Source organism: Erythrobacter epiphyticus (genome assembly GCF_034653295.1).
GTDB lineage: Bacteria > Pseudomonadota > Alphaproteobacteria > Sphingomonadales > Sphingomonadaceae > Erythrobacter.
Genome location: NZ_JAYEEU010000004.1, coordinates 104,279 through 122,238 on the forward strand (window position 1 = coordinate 104,279; position 17,960 = coordinate 122,238).

The 17,960-nt window shown below is 63.7% G+C and carries 21 protein-coding genes; 9 read left to right on the top strand and 12 right to left on the bottom strand.

Annotation, left to right across the window (positions count from 1 at the left end):
• Positions 1 to 9 precede the first annotated feature (9 nt).
• The 3 genes from SOQ14_RS02545 to SOQ14_RS02555 all read left to right on the top strand — a co-directional run bounded on the left by SOQ14_RS02545 (position 10) and on the right by SOQ14_RS02555 (position 4,104).
• The gene (locus tag SOQ14_RS02545) at positions 10 to 3,432 is read left to right on the top strand and encodes a chromosome segregation SMC family protein (RefSeq protein WP_322896475.1); all 3,423 of its coding nucleotides are present in this window, start codon (positions 10 to 12) and stop codon (positions 3,430 to 3,432) included.
• 116 nt (positions 3,433 to 3,548) lie between these two features.
• Positions 3,549 to 3,824 carry a BrnT family toxin gene (locus SOQ14_RS02550; RefSeq protein ID WP_322896476.1) on the top strand — a complete coding sequence of 92 codons (276 nt, stop codon included), beginning with the start codon at positions 3,549 to 3,551 and terminating at the stop codon, positions 3,822 to 3,824.
• On the top strand, positions 3,784 to 4,104 hold the full coding sequence (locus tag SOQ14_RS02555) for a BrnA antitoxin family protein (protein WP_322896477.1): 321 nt from the start codon (positions 3,784 to 3,786) through the stop codon (positions 4,102 to 4,104). The genes SOQ14_RS02550 and SOQ14_RS02555 overlap by 41 nt, the downstream gene beginning before the upstream one ends.
• 3 nt (positions 4,105 to 4,107) lie before the next feature.
• Here SOQ14_RS02555 and SOQ14_RS02560 read toward each other — a convergent pair whose 3' ends face one another.
• The 5 genes from SOQ14_RS02560 to rpmF all read right to left on the bottom strand — a co-directional run bounded on the left by SOQ14_RS02560 (position 4,108) and on the right by rpmF (position 7,251).
• Positions 4,108 to 4,503, bottom strand: a complete 396-nt coding sequence (locus SOQ14_RS02560) for a MerR family transcriptional regulator (protein ID WP_322896478.1) — start codon at positions 4,501 to 4,503, stop codon at positions 4,108 to 4,110.
• A gap of 32 nt (positions 4,504 to 4,535) precedes the next feature.
• Positions 4,536 to 4,838 carry an integration host factor subunit alpha gene (locus tag SOQ14_RS02565; protein ID WP_322896479.1) on the bottom strand — a complete coding sequence of 101 codons (303 nt, stop codon included), beginning with the start codon at positions 4,836 to 4,838 and terminating at the stop codon, positions 4,536 to 4,538.
• A gap of 136 nt (positions 4,839 to 4,974) precedes the next feature.
• Positions 4,975 to 5,952, bottom strand: a complete 978-nt coding sequence (locus tag SOQ14_RS02570) for a beta-ketoacyl-ACP synthase III (RefSeq protein ID WP_322896480.1) — start codon at positions 5,950 to 5,952, stop codon at positions 4,975 to 4,977.
• Positions 5,949 to 7,034, bottom strand: a complete 1,086-nt coding sequence (gene plsX / locus SOQ14_RS02575) for a phosphate acyltransferase PlsX (protein ID WP_322896481.1) — start codon at positions 7,032 to 7,034, stop codon at positions 5,949 to 5,951. Before plsX ends, SOQ14_RS02570 begins: the two co-directional genes overlap by 4 nt.
• A 37-nt stretch (positions 7,035 to 7,071) precedes the next feature.
• Positions 7,072 to 7,251, bottom strand: coding sequence for a 50S ribosomal protein L32 (gene rpmF / locus SOQ14_RS02580; protein WP_322896482.1), 180 nt, complete (start codon positions 7,249 to 7,251; stop codon positions 7,072 to 7,074).
• A 224-nt stretch (positions 7,252 to 7,475) separates the two neighbouring features.
• On the opposite strand from rpmF, the gene SOQ14_RS02585 reads away from it, so the two are divergent.
• Positions 7,476 to 7,871 carry an MAPEG family protein gene (locus tag SOQ14_RS02585; protein WP_322896483.1) on the top strand — a complete coding sequence of 132 codons (396 nt, stop codon included), beginning with the start codon at positions 7,476 to 7,478 and terminating at the stop codon, positions 7,869 to 7,871.
• Between the two features lie 147 nt (positions 7,872 to 8,018).
• On the opposite strand, the gene SOQ14_RS02590 is transcribed toward SOQ14_RS02585, so the two are convergent.
• Complete coding sequence (locus SOQ14_RS02590; protein ID WP_322896484.1) at positions 8,019 to 8,684, bottom strand: MBL fold metallo-hydrolase; 666 nt, start codon at positions 8,682 to 8,684, stop codon at positions 8,019 to 8,021.
• Positions 8,685 to 8,753: 69 nt separating this feature from the next.
• Between SOQ14_RS02590 and SOQ14_RS02595 the strand changes: the two genes are divergently transcribed.
• Positions 8,754 to 9,215 (top strand): GNAT family N-acetyltransferase, encoded by a 462-nt coding sequence (locus SOQ14_RS02595; RefSeq protein ID WP_322896485.1) that lies wholly within the window; start codon positions 8,754 to 8,756, stop codon positions 9,213 to 9,215.
• Here the strand turns inward: SOQ14_RS02595 and SOQ14_RS02600 are convergent.
• The gene (locus SOQ14_RS02600) at positions 9,212 to 9,883 is read right to left on the bottom strand and encodes a LexA family transcriptional regulator (RefSeq protein WP_322896486.1); all 672 of its coding nucleotides are present in this window, start codon (positions 9,881 to 9,883) and stop codon (positions 9,212 to 9,214) included. The genes SOQ14_RS02595 and SOQ14_RS02600 overlap by 4 nt on opposite strands.
• Positions 9,884 to 10,003: 120 nt before the next feature.
• On the opposite strand from SOQ14_RS02600, the gene SOQ14_RS02605 reads away from it, so the two are divergent.
• Positions 10,004 to 10,234, top strand: coding sequence for a hypothetical protein (locus tag SOQ14_RS02605; protein WP_322896487.1), 231 nt, complete (start codon positions 10,004 to 10,006; stop codon positions 10,232 to 10,234).
• On the top strand, positions 10,224 to 10,625 hold the full coding sequence (locus SOQ14_RS02610) for a hypothetical protein (RefSeq protein ID WP_322896488.1): 402 nt from the start codon (positions 10,224 to 10,226) through the stop codon (positions 10,623 to 10,625). The genes SOQ14_RS02605 and SOQ14_RS02610 overlap by 11 nt, the downstream gene beginning before the upstream one ends.
• A 23-nt stretch (positions 10,626 to 10,648) precedes the next feature.
• On the opposite strand, the gene SOQ14_RS02615 is transcribed toward SOQ14_RS02610, so the two are convergent.
• From SOQ14_RS02615 to fsa, 5 genes are all read right to left on the bottom strand, one after another.
• On the bottom strand, positions 10,649 to 11,587 hold the full coding sequence (locus tag SOQ14_RS02615) for a D-2-hydroxyacid dehydrogenase (protein ID WP_322896489.1): 939 nt from the start codon (positions 11,585 to 11,587) through the stop codon (positions 10,649 to 10,651).
• Between the two features lie 112 nt (positions 11,588 to 11,699).
• On the bottom strand, positions 11,700 to 13,151 hold the full coding sequence (gene cysS / locus SOQ14_RS02620) for a cysteine--tRNA ligase (protein ID WP_322896490.1): 1,452 nt from the start codon (positions 13,149 to 13,151) through the stop codon (positions 11,700 to 11,702).
• Positions 13,152 to 13,260: 109 nt separating this feature from the next.
• Positions 13,261 to 13,920 carry a nitroreductase gene (locus SOQ14_RS02625; RefSeq protein ID WP_322896491.1) on the bottom strand — a complete coding sequence of 220 codons (660 nt, stop codon included), beginning with the start codon at positions 13,918 to 13,920 and terminating at the stop codon, positions 13,261 to 13,263.
• The gene (cobT, locus tag SOQ14_RS02630; protein WP_322896492.1) at positions 13,917 to 15,755 is read right to left on the bottom strand and encodes a cobaltochelatase subunit CobT; all 1,839 of its coding nucleotides are present in this window, start codon (positions 15,753 to 15,755) and stop codon (positions 13,917 to 13,919) included. Before cobT ends, SOQ14_RS02625 begins: the two co-directional genes overlap by 4 nt.
• 16 nt (positions 15,756 to 15,771) lie before the next feature.
• On the bottom strand, positions 15,772 to 16,425 hold the full coding sequence (gene fsa / locus SOQ14_RS02635) for a fructose-6-phosphate aldolase (RefSeq protein WP_322896493.1): 654 nt from the start codon (positions 16,423 to 16,425) through the stop codon (positions 15,772 to 15,774).
• Between the two features lie 70 nt (positions 16,426 to 16,495).
• On the opposite strand from fsa, the gene SOQ14_RS02640 reads away from it, so the two are divergent.
• Positions 16,496 to 17,143 (top strand): DUF2490 domain-containing protein, encoded by a 648-nt coding sequence (locus SOQ14_RS02640; RefSeq protein ID WP_322896494.1) that lies wholly within the window; start codon positions 16,496 to 16,498, stop codon positions 17,141 to 17,143.
• A 131-nt stretch (positions 17,144 to 17,274) separates the two neighbouring features.
• Positions 17,275 to 17,958, top strand: coding sequence for a DUF2490 domain-containing protein (locus SOQ14_RS02645; RefSeq protein ID WP_322896495.1), 684 nt, complete (start codon positions 17,275 to 17,277; stop codon positions 17,956 to 17,958).
• Positions 17,959 to 17,960: the final 2 nt, after the last annotated feature.

Genomic DNA, 17,960 nt, shown 5'->3' on the forward strand with positions numbered 1-17,960 from the left:
CGCGCTGCGATGGAGATCAGCCGGCTCAAGCTCAGTGGTTTCAAGAGCTTTGTCGAGCCGGCTGAACTGCGCATTGAACCGGGGCTGACAGGTGTTGTCGGGCCGAATGGCTGCGGCAAATCGAACCTGCTCGAGGCCATCCGCTGGGTGATGGGGGAAACCTCCGCCAAATCGCTGCGATCCGGCGGGATGGAGGATGTAATCTTCGCGGGCACATCCACCCGCCCGCCGCGCGATTTTGCCGAAGTGGTGCTCCACGCCAGGGATGACATCGGAGAGGATCTGATTGTTACCCGCCGGATCGAACGCGGTGCCGGTTCGGCCTACCGCGTCAACGGGCGCGATGTGCGCGCCAAGGATGTGGCGCTCACCTTTGCTGATGCGGCAACCGGCGCGCACAGCCCGGCGCTTGTCAGTCAGGGCAAGATTGCCGCGGTGATCGCGGCCAAGCCGGCCGAACGCCGCGCCATGCTGGAAGAGGCTGCCGGGATCGCGGGTCTTCATGTGCGGCGCAAGGATGCCGAAAGCAAGCTGCGCGGCGCCGAAACCAATCTCGCGCGGTTGCAGGATCTGATGGCCGGGCTTGATGCGCAGATCGCCACGCTGCGGCGACAGGCCAAGCAGGCCGAACGCTACACCGCTTTGACAACGCAGATTCAGGCGGCAGAGGCACGGCTGATCTTTGCGCGCTGGCGCGAGGCGGCCGCAGCAGCGAAAGAAGCCCGCGCCGCTGCCGAACAGGCCGAAACGCTCGTCGCCGAAGCCCAAGGCGCGGTCGAAACCGCGCAGCGCGATCAGGCCGAGGCGGCCCGTGCGCTCGCCGAAGCGCGCGACGAATTGGCAGACCGCCGCGATGACGCCAGCGCCCACGGCCATCGCATGGCGGCGCTTTCGGAAAAGCTTGAAGCGGCGCAAACCCGCCTTGCCGATCTCGCCCGCCAACAGACCCGGCTCGAAGAGGACCGGCAGGATGCTGACCGGCTGACCCGCGATGCGGTCGAAGCGCTGGCGCGCCTGACCCGCGAGCTTGAAGCCGGGCGGCAAGCACTCGCTGACGCCGAGGCTGCCCGCCCGGCGCTTGCGGACAAGAGCGAGGATGCAGAACGCGCCAGCCGCGCGGCTGAACTCGCGCTTGCCAAGGCAACGGCCGATCAGGCCGGGGTCGAAGCCGAATGGCGCGTGGCCGAAGCGGCGGTCGATCAGGCCCGTGCGCGGCTGGAACGGCTCACCCGCGAGGTCGAACGGATCGAACGGCTGCGCAGCGAAATCGCCGCCAGCAGCACCGCTGAGGCCGAGGTCACAGCCGCGACTGAGGCGGTTGCGGTGGCAGGGCGTGATCTTGCCGCACTGCGCAAGCAGCTTGAAACCGACCAGGCGCGCAAGGCTGCCCTGCAAACCGTGCGCGATGAAGCCGCCGCACAGCTTGCCACGGCCAAGGCCGAACTCGCCGGGGTGGAGCGCGAGCATGCGGCGCTCGCGCGCGATCGGGAAGCGCGCGCCAAGCGCGAAGCCTCGCGGCAAGGCCTGCCCGCAGCGCTCGACAAGGTGACCGTCACACCCGGCTATGAACGCGCGCTCGCCGCCGTGCTGGGGCGCGATGGCAAGGCCCCGCTCGGCGCGCCCGCCTCGCCGCAGGATGGCCGCTTCTGGACGGGCGCGGCGGCAGGCCAGCCGGTGGCCGAAAGCCTGCTCGCACATCTCGCCGATTGCCCGCCCGAACTCGCAGCGCGGCTTGCGTTGGTGCATTGCGTCGAGGCGGATAATGGCCGCGCGCTGGCACCCGGCGAATGGCTGGTGACCCGCGCCGGGCATTTGCGTCGCTGGGACGGGTTTATCGCCCGCGGCGAAGGGGCCGCTGAAGCCGCCCAGCTCGAAGCAGCGAACCGCTTTGCCGAACTCGATGCCGCCTTGCCGGCGCTGCGCAGCGCCGCCCGCGATGCCGAGGCTAGGGATACGGCGGTGCGCGACGAGCTTACGGGTCTGCAAACCGGCTTGATCGCGCAGGAACGCGCGATTGCCGGCGCGATTGAAGCCGAACGGCAGGCCTTGCGGCGGCTTGATGCAGCGGAGGCTGCGCGCGAACGCCTCGCCGCGCGCGCGGCCGAATTGGCGGCATCGGCCAGCGACATTGCCGAACAGGTGCGCACAGCAGAAGGCGAACTTGCCGGGGCAGAGGCGCAACGTGCGGCGCTCCCCGCGCGTGATGCCGGGCGCGCGGCACTCGAAGCAGCCCGCGCGCGCAACGAAGCCGCCCGCACCGGCTTGCAGGCCGCGCTGGCTGCACTTGCCGCGCATGATCAGGCCTTGGCTGTGACTCGTGAACGGCTCGCCGCGCAGCAATCGGACCATGCGAACTGGCAGGCCCGCTCATCCGAAGCGACCCGGCGGATGGCTGATGCGGCGCAGCGTCTTGCCGATATTGCCGAAGAGCGCGCGGTCCACGAAGCCAAGCCCGCAGCGCTCATGGCCGAAATCGAAGCGGGCGAAGCCACCCGCGCGCGGCTGGGGGAGGAACTCGCCGCGGCCGAGGCTGCGATGCGCACCTGCGAGGATACCGAACGCAGCGCGGCCACCTTGCTGGCCCAGCGTACCGAGGCGCTGGCACAGGCCCGCGAAGGCCGCGCCACGCTGGCTGCGCGGGCCGAAAATCAGGAACAGCGCCGCAGCGAAATGGCGCGCCTTGCGGGCGAGCGTTTCCAATGTCCGCCGCCGTTACTTGCCGAGAAGTTCGGCTTTGCCGAGGATGGTTTGGGCGATGCGGCTGCGGAAGCAGAAGAGCTTGAACGGCTGACCGCCGCGCGCGAGCGGATCGGCCCGGTCAACCTTGTCGCTGCCGACGAACTCGCGCGGATCGAAGGTGAATTGGGCAGCAATGCCAGCGAACAGGCGGAACTGACCGAGGCCATCGCGCGGCTGCGCGGTTCGATCGGCAGTCTCAACCGGGAAGGCCGCGAACGCCTGCGCGCGGCTTTCGAGGAAGTCGATGGCCATTTCCGCGTGCTGTTCACCCGCCTGTTCGAAGGTGGGCAAGCGCATCTCGCGCTGGTGGACAGCGATGATCCGCTTGAAGCGGGGCTTGAAATCTACGCCCAGCCGCCGGGCAAGCGGCTGCAATCGCTCTCACTGCTTTCCGGTGGTGAGCAAGCCCTGACCGCCACGGCGCTGATCTTCGCGCTGTTCCTGACCAATCCCGCGCCGATCTGCGTGCTCGATGAAGTCGACGCGCCGCTTGATGATGCCAATGTCGAGCGCTTCTGCGACTTGCTCGATTCGATGGTGCGCACCACCGCAACGCGCTACCTGATCGTCACCCACAACGCGGTGACGATGAGCCGGATGCATCGCCTGTTCGGCGTGACGATGGCGGAAAAGGGTGTCTCGCGGCTGGTCAGCGTCGATTTGGGCGAGGCGGAAAGGCTGGCGGCGGAGTAGCCGCTTGACATTTTTTGTCGTTACAATAAATAGCAGAGATCAACACCAAAGGGGATGGTTATCACCTTCCCGCGTCCGGCTTTGCCTCATGCGGAAACCTTTGGTATGTCGTTGTTGTGAAAATAGAATTTGATGAAGGCAAACGTCTGAAGCTCCTCGAAGAGCGCGGCCTTGACCTACGCGATGACCCTCCTCTCGTATTTGCCGGGCGGCACATAGAATTGGAAGACACTCGCAAGGATTACGGAGAGAAGCGCTTTCGGGTGCGGGGCTATTTGCGCGGTCGCCGAGTGAGCCTGGTTTGGACACTTCGTGGGAATGCCCGCCGGATCATTACAATGAGATATGCACATGAGCAGGAACACGAAGCGATCTTCAGAACCCTGGATTGACCCTGATGATGCTGATGTCGTCTGGACGGAAGAAATGTTCCGGGCGGCAGCAATTTATCGTGGTGAAACCCTGATCCGCCCTGCCACGGGCAAGCTCGGCCCGGAAGGCATCATTCCCGTCGAACCGGGTGATCGCGGTGCAGGCCGCCCGCGCTCTCCCAATCCCAAAAAGCAAGTGACCTTGCGGCTCGATCCCGACGTGCTGGATGCCTTCCGGTCAACCGGCAAGGGCTGGCAATCACGGATCAATGCAGCCTTGCGGGAAAAGCTTGGGATCTAGCCCCTACGCCTCCAGCGCGCGGGCAAGCTTGGCGCGCACCGCCTTGAGCCCGGCTATCACATCGCTCAAATCAGGGCCTTCGGTGACAACCAACCGCATGCCGGGCGCCTCGGGCACGGTTTCGGAAGACTTGGCAGGCTTCCTCGCGCCGGCGCGCAGCACGGCTTCCGCCCCTTTGAGAGTGTAGCCTTCACGGTTGATCAGCCGATCAATCGTCTCGACCATCGCCACATCGGCAGGCCGGTAATAACGCCGTCCACCGCTGCGCTTGAGCGGCTTCAGCAACGGGAATTGCTGTTCCCAGTAGCGCAGGATGTGGGGCTTGATGCCGAGCGCATCGCTGACTTCGCCGATGGTGCGCAGCGCGCCTTCATCCTTGCCATCATCGAACCCGGCCATCAGCCCCTCATCCCTTTTTTTGCCGAACGGGCTCAGTCGCCCTTGGCGATCTGCTCCTTGAGCAGCTGGCTGGCGCGGAATGTCATCACCCGGCGCGGGGTAATCGGCACTTCAACCCCGGTCTTGGGATTACGGCCGATCCGTTCATTCTTGTCGCGCAACACGAAGCTGCCAAAGCCTGAAATTTTCACGTTTTCACCGCGAGCCAGAGCGTCGCTCATCTTGGTGAGGATCGCTTCGACCATATCGAGTGATTCTGCCCTGCTCAAACCCATCTTGCGGTTAATGGTCTCTGCAAGATCGGCGCGAGTCAGCGTGCCTACCGAACGCATCATGCGTTGTACCCCTTGGTTGGCGCGACCCGTTACACCAAGACCTTGCAAATTTTTACCGCCTTTGCAACGCGATACCGCGGGAAAAATTGCGTTCTCCGCAATATCTGTCGATTTTGTTAGCTTTGCAGATAAGCGATCACAGACGGATCAGGCTTGCACCCCAGGTAAAGCCGCCGCCCATCGCCTCAAGCATCACCAGATCGCCGGACTTGATCCGGCCATCCTTGCGCGCCACGTCAAGCGCGAGCGGCACCGAAGCCGCCGAGGTGTTGGCGTGTTCGTGGACGGTCACGATCACCTTTTCCGGGGCAATGCCCAGCTTGCGCGCGGTGGCATCAAGGATCCGGGCATTGGCCTGATGCGGCACCACCCAATCGACATCGGAGACCGAAACACCAGCTTCTTCAATCACTTCCTGCAAGACGTCGGCAAGATTGACAACAGCATGGCGGAACACCTCGCGCCCCTTCATGCGGACATGACCGACAGTCTGCGTGGTCGAGGGACCGCCATCGACGTAAAGCAGATCATGCTGCGCGCCATCGGCGTGAAGGCGGGTCGCGATAATGCCGGGTCCCGAAGGATCATCGCTTGCCCCGGCTTCGGGCGCTTCGAGCACCACTGCACCGGCCCCATCGCCAAACAGCACACAGGTGGTGCGATCTTCCCAATCGAGAATCCGGCTGAACGTTTCAGCCCCGATCACCAGCGCGCGCTTGGCCATGCCGGTGCGCAGCAGCGAATCAGCGGTCGCCAGCGCGTAGAGAAAGCCCGAACACACCGCCGCCACATCAAAAGCGACGCCGCCATTGCAGCCGAGGGCAGCCTGAACCTTGGTCGCCGTGGCAGGGAAAGTGTTATCCGGCGTTGCGGTGGCAAGCACGATCAGGCCAATCGACGAAGCATCAACCCCGGCATCGGCCAGTGCCGCACGCGCGGCAGCGGTGGCGAGAGTCGCGGTGGTCTCCCCCTCGCCCGCAATGTAGCGCTGTCGGATTCCGGTGCGCTCGATGATCCATTCATCCGAAGTATCAACCCGCGCCGCGAGATCATCATTGGTGACAACCTGCGCCGGCAAGGCCGAGCCTGTCCCGAGCAGGCGTGAGCCGCTCACGAAGCGGCCTCGGGGCGCGATTTGCCGTGCCCGTTGCCGCGCAGGGCATCGGAATTGAGCGCGCCCAGATCATGGGCGATCCGCTCTATCAGCTTGTCTTCGAGCAGGCGGGCGGCAACGGCCACGGCATGGGCGACACCCTTGGCCGTGGCACTGCCGTGGCTTTTGACCACCACGCCATTGAGCCCGAGGAAAACCGCGCCGTTGTGGTTGTTGGGATCAAGATGATGCCGGAGCAATTCGGTCGCAGGGCGCGAGACGAGAAAACCGATCTTGGAACGCAGCGAACTGGTGAAGGCCTGCTTGAGCAGGTCCGTCACAAACCGCGCCGAACCTTCGATCGCCTTCAAGGCAATATTGCCCGAAAAACCATCGGTCACCACCACATGGGTTTGCCCGCGGTTGATCTTGTCGCTTTCGACAAAGCCATCGAACTGCATCGCCAGCCCGCCATCTTCACGGGCTGCCGCGGCTGTCAGCATGGCCGCCGCCTCGCGCAGCGCTTCAGTGCCCTTGATTTCCTCGGTGCCGATGTTGAGCAGGCGGACCCGCGGGCGTTCAAACCCGTTGACGATGCGCGAATAGGCTGCACCCATCACCGCGAACTGGACAAGGTTGCGGGCATCGGCCTCGGTGTTGGCGCCAAGATCGAGCATCACCACATCATGCGGTTCCAGCGTCGGGAGCAGCGCGGCAAGCGCCGGACGATCAATCCCGGCCATGGTGCGCAGCGCGATCTTGCTCATCGCCATCAGCGCGCCGGTGTTACCCGCGCTGACGGCGGCACCCGCAGCGCCTTCCTTCACCGCATTGACGGCAAGGCCCATGCTGGTTGTCTTGGCGCGGCGGATCGCCTTGCTCGGCAATTCATCGCCGCCAACCACATCATCGCAATGGAGGATTTCGGATGCGGCGCGCAGATTGGGATGCGTGTCCAGCGCGCGCTCGATCCGGGCACTATCACCCACCAGCAGGAACTGGAAGCGTTCGTGCTGACGGCGCGCCAGTGCCGCGCCCTCAATCATCACGCGCACGCCTTCGTCGCCGCCCATCGCATCGACAGCGATACGCGGCAGGCTCATCGCGCTTCCTTTCCGAAAACCGTTAAGGCTTGGGCCTTCAGAGGCCGACGGCGACGACCTGACGGCCGTTGTAATAGCCGCAGTGCGGGCACAGGTTGTGCGGACGCTTCAGTTCGCCACAGTTGGAACATTCGTGGAAGGCTTCGACCTTCAGCGAATCGTGCGAACGACGCATGCCGCGACGGCTGGGCGATACTTTTCTCTTGGGGACAGCCATGGTGGCACCAATTCCTCAAATAACCAATGTGTGTTGCGTCTCGCGACGCGATTGCTCGGGGCCGCCCTTACGGTAAGGCAGGCGCGTGCACAAGCGTTTGCGAGCGCACCAGCCCTGTCCCTGGTTTGGCGGGGAAGGCGGGCGCTATAGCTGAAAATTCGCGCGTTGCAAGCGGATCGCGCCGCGCCTAGCACTGCGGGCCAGACAACAAGGGATCATCCGCCATGGCCATTCTGCAAGTCACCCTGACCGCCGCCGCAGCCGCGGCCGTTCTCAACCTGTGGCTTTCGCTCCGCATCGGTGCGGTGCGGCAGGCCACCGGTATCAGCGTGGGCGATGGCGGCAATCAGGCCTTGCAGCGGCGGATGCGCGCGCAGCTCAACTTTGTCGAGAACACCGCCTTTGTGCTGGTGCTGATCGGCGCCATCGAATTGTCGGGCAAAGGCAGCTGGTGGCTTGCTTATGTCGCGGCGGCCTATTTCATTGGCCGCATCGCCCATGCCTTCGGGATGGACGGAGGCAATATGCAGTTCGGCCGGATGATCGGCACGCTGCTGACGATGCTGGTGCAGCTGGGCCTTGCCGTGGTGGCAGCGCTGATTGCTGGCGGGGTGATGTAGGCCTCTCTCTCGGGAGAGGGGGACCGCGCCGCGCCAGCGGCGGGGTGGAGTGGCACTTGCGAATGATCCGGAGGATCGCGGTCTTCGAAAGCGGCGCCTGCCCCTCCACCATGCTGCGCATGGTCCCCCTCCCCGGTTCGGGGAGGATCAGGACAGCGCGTAATCGCTCACGAAGGCATTCGCCTTGCGCTCACGGCCGAAGGTGCTCGTCGGGCCGTGGCCGGGGATGAACATCACATCTTCGCCCAAGGGCCAAAGCCGCTGCGTGATCGAATCGATCAGATCCTGATGATTGCCGCGCGGGAAGTCCGTCCGCCCGATGCTCCCCTGAAACAGCACATCGCCGACAATCGCGAAGCGGCTCGGCGCATGGTAGAACACCACATGGCCGGGGGTGTGACCGGGGCAGTGGATCACATCGAGCGTCAACTCCCCCACGCTCACCGTGTCGCCATGCCGGAGCCAGCGGGTCGGGGTGAAGCTTTTGGCGATCATGCCCCAGCGCGGGCCATCATCGTCCAATTGGTCGATCCAGAAGCGGTCATCCTCGTGCGGGCCTTCGATCGGCAGGCCCAGCTCGTCAGCCAGCATCCCGGTCTGCCCACAATGATCAAGATGCCCGTGGGTGACGAGCAGCTTTTCCAGCGTCACCCCTGCCTTGGCAACGGCTTCCTTCAGCTTGTCGAGATCGCCGCCCGGATCAACCAGCGCACCCTTCATGGTCTTCGTGCACCAGATCAGCGAGCAATTCTGCTGCAAGGGGGTCACCGGAATAATCGCGGCGCGCATCGGGAGGCTGGCTTGGTCTGTCATGGTGGGCATGATGTGCCGCCCTCGCCTGCCGATTGCAAGGGGAAGGCCTCCACCGCTAGAGCACCGGGCATGACAACGCTCACCATCCGCGAGGCCTGCGAGGGCGACCTTGCCTTCATAGTCGGTCTGATTGCCAGCGATCCCGTGGCCGACACGCGCGATCCACCTGCGAGCGATGACGCCGCGCAGCAGCTTGCCGGATTCCGCGCGATTGCCGCCGATGCCAATCACGCGCTTTATGTGGCGGAGTGGGATGGCGAGCCGGTTGCCAGTTTCCAGCTATCCTTTCTCCCCGTGGTCGCCCGGCGCGGCGCATGGCGCGCAATGATCGAAAGCGTGCGGGTCGCCCCCGAACATCAGGGCAAGGGGATCGGCGCGGAGATGATCCGCTGGGCCATCGCCCGCGCCGAGGAGCGCGGCTGCGCGCTGGTGCAATTGATGAGCGATGGTAACCGCCCCGATGCGCACCGCTTTTACGGGCGGCTCGGCTTTGTGCCGACGCACACGGGGTTCAAGCGCAAGCTGCGCTAAATCCGCCCGCCCTTCCACACCACCCGGCCAATGATGGTGAGGTCGTCCGCCGCCACTTCGATCGGCGGATAGGCGAGGTTCTGCGATAACAGCGCCAGCCGCCCTGCCCCCGCCTGCGCGACGCGCTTCACCAGCAGCGCATCACCGAGCCTCACCACATGGATACCATCGCGCAGCGGACGCGGGGTGCGATCGACGAGGATTTCATCGCCATCATTGAGCAACGGCTCCATTGAATCGCCTGCCACCGTGATCGCCGAAAGCTGCGCCCCGGCAAGCCCCTGCTCGGCCAGCCAGCGGCGCGAGAAGCGGAACGTATCGAACGCCGCTTCCCCGCCCGGAACCACGCCAGGCCCGGCTGAAGCGCCCAGATCGAGCCGGGGGACAACAACCCAAGCCCCGGGCCCTTCCTCTTCATGCGGCAGAGCGTAGGACATTTCCGGCGCTTTACCGAGCTCATCCTCGGCCACCCCGAAGAAGGCCGCGAGCTTGCGACGATCACGCTCCTCCAGCCGTCGCGGTGAGCCCTTGCGGATAAATTGTTGCAGATAGGATGGGTTACGCCCGAGGAAATCCGACAGGCTGGCAAGGCTTACGCCCCGCGCCCGCGCCAGTTCGAGCAGGCGGTCACGCGCCCCATCGGGCAGAGAAGCGGCGGCATTTCCCATGATCTTATCCTACACATAGGAAATATCCTAGACAAGTTGGAAATTCGTTGGAACATTTCAGGAACATCGAGGCGAATCACCCGATGCTTCAGACCGCCAGAGCACAGAAAGGGACGCACCATGCTGCTTCGGAGAATCGAACAATTCCTCACCCGCTACGCCATGCCGCCCACCAAATTCGGCCGCCTTGCCGTGCATGATCCGCGCTTCGTGCTCGATCTGCGGATGGGCCGGACCCCGCGTCCCGAAACCGAAGACCGCACCCTGCAATGGATGCGCGCCTATGCCGATCAGCATGAGGCCGCTGCGCCATCCGCCCAGTCCGTAGGGGAGCTGGCCCATGCTGAATGATCCGCGCGAAGATTTCTGGCTCGGCGGCCCTGACAATGCCCGCGAACACAAATCCGCCAGCTCCCCGCCCCGCCCGCGGCGCTCGCTCGGCGATCGGGTGCGCGCGGCGCTGATGCAACTGGCCGGCGGGCGCGGCGCGATCCTCAGCCATGAGGAAAAGGCCTGGGCCTCGATCACCTTTTCGGGCTCGCGCCACGCGCTTGTCCTCGAATTCGTGGGCGCTGATGTCGTGGCCGCCGGCGAAGAGCTGATCGCTCTCCTGCCCGATCATGAATTCACCATCCCCGGCCATCTGGTGGCTGATGCCGCGATCCAGACCGTCGAGCACCGCTTCGGCCAGGAAGAACGGCTGACTGTCACCGCCGTCTTGTTGCTGCTGGAGGAGCTGTAAACCCGCCCGCAGCGCGTTTGCGATCAATAGCCCTTGGCGGGATCAAAGATCGGGGCGAGCGGGCGGCCGTTCAGATAATTGTCGAGATTGGCAAGGAAGCGCTGCCCGCTGCGCAGGAACATCTTGTCCTGTGCGCGGCCCGACAGGTGCATCGTGATATGCGCATTGTCGAGCGACCATAGCGGATGATCGGCGGGCAGCGGCTCAGGCGTGGTCACGTCGAGGAATGCCCCGCCGATGGCCCGTTTCTCGAGCGCGGTCACCAAGGCTGGCTGATCGATCACCGAGCCGCGCGCGATGTTGACGATCACGGTATCGGATCGCATCGCGGCGAGCTCGGCCGCGCCGATCATGCCTTCGGTTTCGGGCGTGGCGGGCACGGCAAGGATCACCCAATCAAATTCACCAAGGCGCGCGCGCCATTGATCCGGGCCGATCACGCCTTCACCGCCCGAACGCCGCACCACCTGCACCTCGACATCGAAGGCTTCGAGACGCGGCTTGATGAGCTGGCCAATCGCGCCATAGCCCAGCAGCAGCGCCTTTGATCCGGCGAGTTCACGCTTGCCGGGGCTGTCGGTCAGCCATTCGTGGCGATCCTGCGCGCGCACGACATCGCGGTAGCCCTTGGCGATGTTCAGCATCCCCATCACGACATATTCGGCGATGGTGATGGCATTGATCCCGGCGCCATTGGTGACAGTGATGCCGCGTTCGATCAGCACATCCATCGGCAGGAAATCGAGCCCGGCATAGATCGAATTGAGCCATTTGAGCTTCTTCGCCGCGCGCAGCGTTTCGGCCATGGCCTGCTGATCATTCATATCGAACCAGCCGATCTCGGCCTCGGCAACCGCGTCGAGCGCCTGTTCGTGAGTCATGAACCAACGCACATCGAGCCCTTCGGGCAAGCTGCTTTCGAGCATTGGGCGGATCAGGCCGGAGATGGCGAGGATGGTCATGTGGTCTTTCTTTTCGTCATTGCGACTCCGGACTTGATCCGGGGGTAGCAATCCAGTGCGGATCGCGTGACGCTCTGGATTGCTTCGTCGCTGCGCTCCTCGCAATGACGAATTAGCTAAGTTTCCACTCCCAGCCTAACGGGTCGCCGTCCATCACGTCGACGCCTTGAGCCGAGAGGTCGTCCCGGATCGCGTCGGACGTCGCAAAATCCTTGGCCGCGCGGGCTTCCTTGCGGCGGGCGAGCGCGGCTTCGATTTCGCCCTCGGTGATCGTGGCGGATTTGGGCCGGATGCGCAGATCAGCGCGGGTGAGGCCGAACAGATTGAAGCCAAGGACTGCGTCCATTTCCTCGATCACGGCCCGCTTGACCCCGGCATCGACCTTCTTCACCGCGAGCGCCTCGTCCAAGGCGGTAAGCGCCACAGGAGTTGCCAGGTCATCGGTCATCGCCTCGTCGAACGTGGTCAGGGCGGCTGCAAACTTGGGGTGTTCGGCAACCGGCTGGGCTTCCACGGCCTTGAGCGGTTCCACCGCCATCACCATCCGCTTGAGCCGCGTCAGCGCCGCACCCAAGCCCTCCCACGAAAACTCCAGCTCTGACCGGTAATGCGCCTGCAAGCACATCAGCCGGTAGGCAAGCGGGTGGTAGCCCTTGTCGATCAGCAATTGCAGCCGCAGGAACTCGCCCGAGGATTTTGACATCTTCCCCGACCGTTCGACGAGGAAGTTGTTATGCATCCACACTTTCGCGCCCGAATTGCGCGGATCATCGAGGCCATTGGTGCAGCAATGGGCCTGATTCTGCGCGATTTCGTTGGGGTGGTGGATCTCGCGGTGATCGATCCCGCCCGTGTGGATGTCGAACGGGAAGCCAAGCACTTCCCCGCTCATCACCGAGCATTCGAGATGCCAGCCGGGCGCGCCGCGGCCCCACGGCGAATCCCACTCCATCTGGCGGGTCTCGCCGGGCGGGGTCTTGCGCCAGATTGCGAAATCGGCGGCGTTGCGCTTGCCTTCGACCGCCTCGATCCGGCCTTCGCCTTCTTCGGTGTTGGCACGCGCCAGCCGCCCGTAATCCGCCACGGTCGACACATCGAAATAGAGCCCGCTCTCCAGCTCGTAGCAATGCTTGTCCGCGATCCCCTTCGCAAAGTCGATCATCTGCGCAACGTAATCGGTCGCGACCGTCCACTGCGCAGGCTGGCGGATATTGAGCGCGCGCACATCGGCCCAGAAGGCCTGCTTGTAATGCTCGGCGATGTCCCAGATCGACTGCGCTTGGCTCGCCGCCATCTTCTCCATCTTGTCCTCACCCGCGTCGGCATCATCGGTGAGATGGCCGACATCGGTGATGTTGATGACGTGGGTGAGCTTCAGCCCCTTCCACGAAAGCGTGCGCCCCAGCACATCGGCGAAGACATAAGCGCGCATGTTGCCGATATGCGGGTAGTTATAGACCGTCGGACCGCAGGTATAAACGCGCGCCTCGCCCGGGTGGACGGGCTCGAACACCTCGAGCGAACGGGTGAGCGAGTTGAACAGCTTGAGCGGCGCGTCAGTCATCGGGGGGCCTTTGCCCTATTCCGTCGTCCCAGCGCAAGCTGGGATCTCGGGCCGCAAGCGCCGAGCCCGCCGCCCCATGCCCCAGCTGTCGCAGGGGTGACGGGAAGCGTCAGAACCCGATGAACTTGACCTGGTTCTCCAGCGGCACCCGCTCGCGCGTGAAATTGTTCACCGGCGCCTCCGGGTCGCGGTAGCCGATCGCCATGCCGCAGAAGAACATGTAGCGTTCGTGATCAAGGCCGAGGAAATCGCGGATCACATTGGCATAAAGCGCCATGTATTCCTGAAAGCAGCTATCGAGCCCCTCTTCGCGCAGCAGCAGCGCGACCGTCTGGAGCCACATGCCGGTGTCCGACCACTGCGGCTCCTTCATCAGGCGCGGGAAATAGACGAACATCACCGCGGGCGCATCAAAGCTCGTCGCATTCTTCATCATCGCCGCCATCCGCCCGGCGCCATCATCGCGGGCAATGCCCATCGCGCCGAACATGCCCGCCGAGACGCCGTGGAGCCGCGCGGTGTAGGCGGGCTCCTGCCCGGGTGCGGTCCAGTCGTATTCGGCCTGCTGCGGCGGGGTGGTGGTGATCTTCCCCTGCAAATCCTTGAGCGGCTGGCCGGTCACGATGCTCGCTTCCCACGGCTGGTAGTTACACCCCGAGGCCGCCCAGCGCGCGGTGTCCATCACGCGGGTGATGACATCCAGCGGCACCGGCTTGTCGAGAAAGGCGCGGATCGAGCGGCGGGTGGTGACAGCTTCGGTGACGTTCATTTGCGTTTCGGACCCTTCTCATCCTCGAACAATTCGGCGAGTTGCTCCATGATCGTGCCGCCCAATTGCTCGACATCCATGATCGTCACCGCGCGGCGATAATAGCGCGTGACATCATGGCCGATCCCGATCGCGACCAGTTGCACCGGCGAGAATTTCTCGATCCAGTCGATCACGCTGCGCAGATGGGCTTCGAGATAGCCCGCCGAATTCACGCTCAGCGTGGAATCATCGACCGGCGCTCCGTCGGAAATCACCATCAGGATGCGGCGTTCCTCGCGGCGATAGAGCAAGCGCGAATGGGCCCACATCAGCGCCTCGCCGTCAATATTCTCCTTGAGCAGCCCCTCGCGCATCATCAGCCCGAGATTGCGGCGCGCGCGCCGCCACGGCTCGTCCGCCTGCTTGTAGATGATGTGGCGCAGATCATTGAGGCGGCCGGGATTGGGCGGCTTGCCATCGGCGAGCCACGCCTCGCGGCTCTGCCCGCCTTTCCACGCGCGGGTGGTGAAGCCGAGAATCTCGGTCTTGACCCCGCAGCGCTCGAGCGTGCGCGCCAGAATATCCGCGCTGATTGCGGCAATGGAAATCGGCCGCCCGCGCATCGAACCCGAATTGTCGATCAGCAGCGTGACGATGGTGTCCTTGAATTCGACATCGCGCTCGACCTTGTAGCTCAAGGCCATGCCGGGCGAGACCACCACGCGCGAAAGGCGCGCGGCATCGAGCACGCCTTCTTCCTGATCGAAGTCCCAACTGCGGTTCTGCTGCGCCATCAACCGGCGCTGGAGCCGGTTGGCGAGCCGCGTCACCACCCCCTGAAGCCCGGTCAGCTGGCTATCGAGATAGGCGCGCAGGCGATCAAGCTCTTCGGCATCGCACAGATCCGGCGCTTCCACGACCTCATCGAATTTCGTGGTGTAGGCCTTGTATTCGAGGCCGAGCGGTATCTCGCCTTGCGGGCGGTTGGGGCGCTGCGGGGCATTGGGCGCATCGCCTTCATCGCCCGGCTCGCCTTCGGACATCTCGCTGTCCGAGGCCATTTCGGAGGAGGTATCGGCATCGCCTTCGCCCTCGGCCATGTCGCCCGCCATTTCAGCGGCCTGCGGATCGCCCGCGCTGTCATCGGAATCATCGCCGGTCTGATCATCATCAGCGCCGTCATCATCCTCGCCGTCATCACTGTCGGATTCGTCAGGGGCATCGGTCGGGCGCGTGAGATCAAGCTCGCGCAGCATATCGAGCGCGAGCTTCTGGAAGGCTTCCTGATCGGCGATCTTCTCGGCCAGACCGGCAAAATCCCCGCCGACGCGGTCTTCAAGGAAGTCGCGCACCAATGCGATCCCGCCGCGCGCCTTGGCGGGCACCGGCTCGCCTGTCAGCGCCTCACGCACCAGCAGGGCCAGCGCGGTTTCGAGCGGCACTTCGGAGGAATTCTGCGCGCGCACGATCTTGTCGGATGCGGTGCGCAGCTCGGTCGCCGCATCAAGATTGGCGCGGATCCCGCCAAAGCGGTTGGCACCCAAGGCTTCGTATCGCACCTGCTCGATCGCATCATAGCACGCCCGCGCCACGGGTTCGGGCGGGGCCGCGCGCGCGTGCAGACCCGCATCATGGTGCCGCAGCTTGAGCGCGAAGCTATCGGCAAAGCCGCGCGCTTCGGTCACCTGATCCTGCGGCAGATCACGTCCCGGCAAAGGCACGCGGAAGCGATTGCCCGCCGCGCCCGGCACATCCGCGCTCCACGCGATCTCAACCTCGCCATCGCGCGCAATCGCCCGCGCCGCGCCGGTCAGCGCCTGCTTGAAGATATCGAGCGGGGATTGATCAACCATCGTCAGAAAATGCCCGTCACAGGATCGATTGCCCCGTCTTGGCCCAATCAGCCAGGAAGCCTTCGATGCCCTTGTCGGTGAGGACATGCTTGAACAGGTCGTGGATCACCTTGGGCGGCGCGGTCATCACATCGGCCCCGATCTTGGCGGCTTGCAGCACATGGGTGGTGTGGCGCACCGAGGCGACAAGGATTTCGGTGGCGAAATCATAATTGTCGTAGATCAGGCGGATGTCTTCGATCAGATCCATCCCGTCAAAGCCGTTGTCGTCATGGCGGCCAACGAAAGGCGAAATGAAGGTCGCCCCCGCCTTGGCCGCGAGCAGCGCCTGATTGGCGGAGAAGCAAAGGGTGACGTTCACCATCGTGCCTTCCCCGCTCAGCGCCTTGCAGGTCTTGAGGCCATCAACCGTCAGCGGCACCTTGATGCAGACATTATCCGCAATCTTGCGCAGCACTTCGGCCTCTTTCATCATCGTGGGATAATCGAGCGCGACGATTTCGGCGCTGACCGGGCCATCGACGAGGCCGCAGATTTCCCGGGTGACTTCCATGAAATCCCGCCCGGACTTGGCGATCAGCGAAGGGTTGGTCGTCACCCCGTCAAGCAGCCCGGTGGCGGCGAGATCGCGGATTGCGTCAATTTCGGCAGTGTCGACGAAGAATTTCATGGGGTCACTCCAAGCTTTTGTGCATTGGCCGGTGACGGAGCACAGGCCTAAGAAGGCGCGCATGACACGGATGCCGATGCGAATTGCGATGCTGCTTGCCGCCATGCTCGTCGCTTGGCAACCGTCGAAAGCGCTTGCTGACAATGAAGACACGCAATTCTGGCTGGTGGGCTTCGTGCGTGGCAAGGTTTCCGATGAAATCTACCTCACGATCGACACATCGCAGCGCTGGCGTGATCCGGTGTTCGGCGCCGATCAGCAGACTGTCCGGGTGACGCTCGAACAATCGCTCAATAACACGGTGCGGCTCGGCGGCGGGGTCTCGTGGTTCCAGACCGGCACGGTTGGCGAGGCCCGGCTGCACCAGCAATTCCGGTATAGCAAAGGCGGTCTTGATCTGCGCGCCCGCTTTGAACAGCGCTGGTTCGAAGGGGCCGATCAAGTCGAACTGCGATTGCGCCAACGGGTGCAATACACCCATCCGGTCGGCAAAAAGATCAAGGCGCTGGCGTCGTCGGAATGGTTCGGCATCATCCAGCCGCGCCGCGCAGGCAGGGCGGCGGGAACTGAGCAGGTGCGTAACATCATTGGCGTTGCGCTTGAACTGAACCCCTCGCTTGAAATCCAGCCCACCTACATGCTCCAGATCACCCCGCGCGAGAACCGGTCCGATGCGATCAGCCATGTGCCGCAGGTGACGCTGAATTATAAGTTCTAGCCCGCGGCGTGGCGGTGTTGGGATATCACGAGCCAGAAACCGGACGGGCTGAGCCGTGAACGGGTTCCCCCGCCTTCCCTCAAACCAAACCCTGTGCAAGTGCAGCATGAAACCCGTTTTTAGAGTATTTCATGCGCTTATCTCTTTTCTTGACCGCGCTTGTCGCGGCATTCAGTGCTTGTCCGGCCCACGCTGCGAATGAAGACGCCGCGATCTGGAATGCACAATTTGTCAAATTCCACGCGGACAAACACAAAGAGGTCTTTGTTCGTCTGGAATCGCAGCAACGTATCACAAACGATGTGACAACACTGGGGCAATTCATTCTGCGCCCCTATGTTGCCTATCAGGTAAACGATAATCTTCAGATCGGTGGTGGCTATGCCTATTTCCGCAGCCAGAGCGACGCTGGCGAAAATGGCTTCATCTTCGAGCATCGCGCCTATGCGGAAGTGAATTACCGGGTGCTGGATCGACCCGGGATCAAGATCGACACCCGATCGCGGCTCGAAAGCCGCCAATGGGCAAATATCGGCGATCATTCGATCCGGGCACGCTCGATGATCCAGATCACACTACCGATGGCGGAAAACGGGTTTGGCCCCGTGTTCTTCGTTGAGCCCTTCTTCAATCTCAATGATCAGCCCAATTTCTCCGGCGGGTTTGAACAGATCCGCAACTTTGCCGGCCTGCTGATCCCGGTCTCCCAACATGTCGACATCATGCCGGGCTACATGAACCTCTATGCACCGCGAGAACGCCGGGAAGACCGGATGGACCACGTCTTGTGGATCAAAACCTTCGTGAAGCTCTGAAT

What these genes read in the sequence shown, in the direction of transcription:
- fsa (WP_322896493.1), bottom strand. Translation starts at nt 16,425, where the DNA reads ATGAAATTCTTCGTCGACACTGCCGAAATTGACGCAATCCGCGATCTC.
- SOQ14_RS02560 (WP_322896478.1), bottom strand. Translation starts at nt 4,503, where the DNA reads ATGGCCGGGTTCGATGATGGCAAGGATGAAGGCGCGCTGCGCACCATC.
- SOQ14_RS02610 (WP_322896488.1), top strand. Translation starts at nt 10,224, where the DNA reads ATGCTGAATGATCCGCGCGAAGATTTCTGGCTCGGCGGCCCTGACAAT.
- SOQ14_RS02595 (WP_322896485.1), top strand. Translation starts at nt 8,754, where the DNA reads ATGACAACGCTCACCATCCGCGAGGCCTGCGAGGGCGACCTTGCCTTC.
- plsX (WP_322896481.1), bottom strand. Translation starts at nt 7,034, where the DNA reads ATGAGCCTGCCGCGTATCGCTGTCGATGCGATGGGCGGCGACGAAGGC.
- SOQ14_RS02645 (WP_322896495.1), top strand. Translation starts at nt 17,275, where the DNA reads ATGCGCTTATCTCTTTTCTTGACCGCGCTTGTCGCGGCATTCAGTGCT.
- rpmF (WP_322896482.1), bottom strand. Translation starts at nt 7,251, where the DNA reads ATGGCTGTCCCCAAGAGAAAAGTATCGCCCAGCCGTCGCGGCATGCGT.
- SOQ14_RS02605 (WP_322896487.1), top strand. Translation starts at nt 10,004, where the DNA reads ATGCTGCTTCGGAGAATCGAACAATTCCTCACCCGCTACGCCATGCCG.
- SOQ14_RS02590 (WP_322896484.1), bottom strand. Translation starts at nt 8,684, where the DNA reads ATGACAGACCAAGCCAGCCTCCCGATGCGCGCCGCGATTATTCCGGTG.
- SOQ14_RS02615 (WP_322896489.1), bottom strand. Translation starts at nt 11,587, where the DNA reads ATGACCATCCTCGCCATCTCCGGCCTGATCCGCCCAATGCTCGAAAGC.
- SOQ14_RS02625 (WP_322896491.1), bottom strand. Translation starts at nt 13,920, where the DNA reads ATGAACGTCACCGAAGCTGTCACCACCCGCCGCTCGATCCGCGCCTTT.
- cysS (WP_322896490.1), bottom strand. Translation starts at nt 13,151, where the DNA reads ATGACTGACGCGCCGCTCAAGCTGTTCAACTCGCTCACCCGTTCGCTC.
- SOQ14_RS02565 (WP_322896479.1), bottom strand. Translation starts at nt 4,838, where the DNA reads ATGATGCGTTCGGTAGGCACGCTGACTCGCGCCGATCTTGCAGAGACC.
- cobT (WP_322896492.1), bottom strand. Translation starts at nt 15,755, where the DNA reads ATGGTTGATCAATCCCCGCTCGATATCTTCAAGCAGGCGCTGACCGGC.
- SOQ14_RS02545 (WP_322896475.1), top strand. Translation starts at nt 10, where the DNA reads ATGGAGATCAGCCGGCTCAAGCTCAGTGGTTTCAAGAGCTTTGTCGAG.
- SOQ14_RS02600 (WP_322896486.1), bottom strand. Translation starts at nt 9,883, where the DNA reads ATGGGAAATGCCGCCGCTTCTCTGCCCGATGGGGCGCGTGACCGCCTG.
- SOQ14_RS02555 (WP_322896477.1), top strand. Translation starts at nt 3,784, where the DNA reads ATGAGCAGGAACACGAAGCGATCTTCAGAACCCTGGATTGACCCTGAT.
- SOQ14_RS02585 (WP_322896483.1), top strand. Translation starts at nt 7,476, where the DNA reads ATGGCCATTCTGCAAGTCACCCTGACCGCCGCCGCAGCCGCGGCCGTT.
- SOQ14_RS02640 (WP_322896494.1), top strand. Translation starts at nt 16,496, where the DNA reads ATGCCGATGCGAATTGCGATGCTGCTTGCCGCCATGCTCGTCGCTTGG.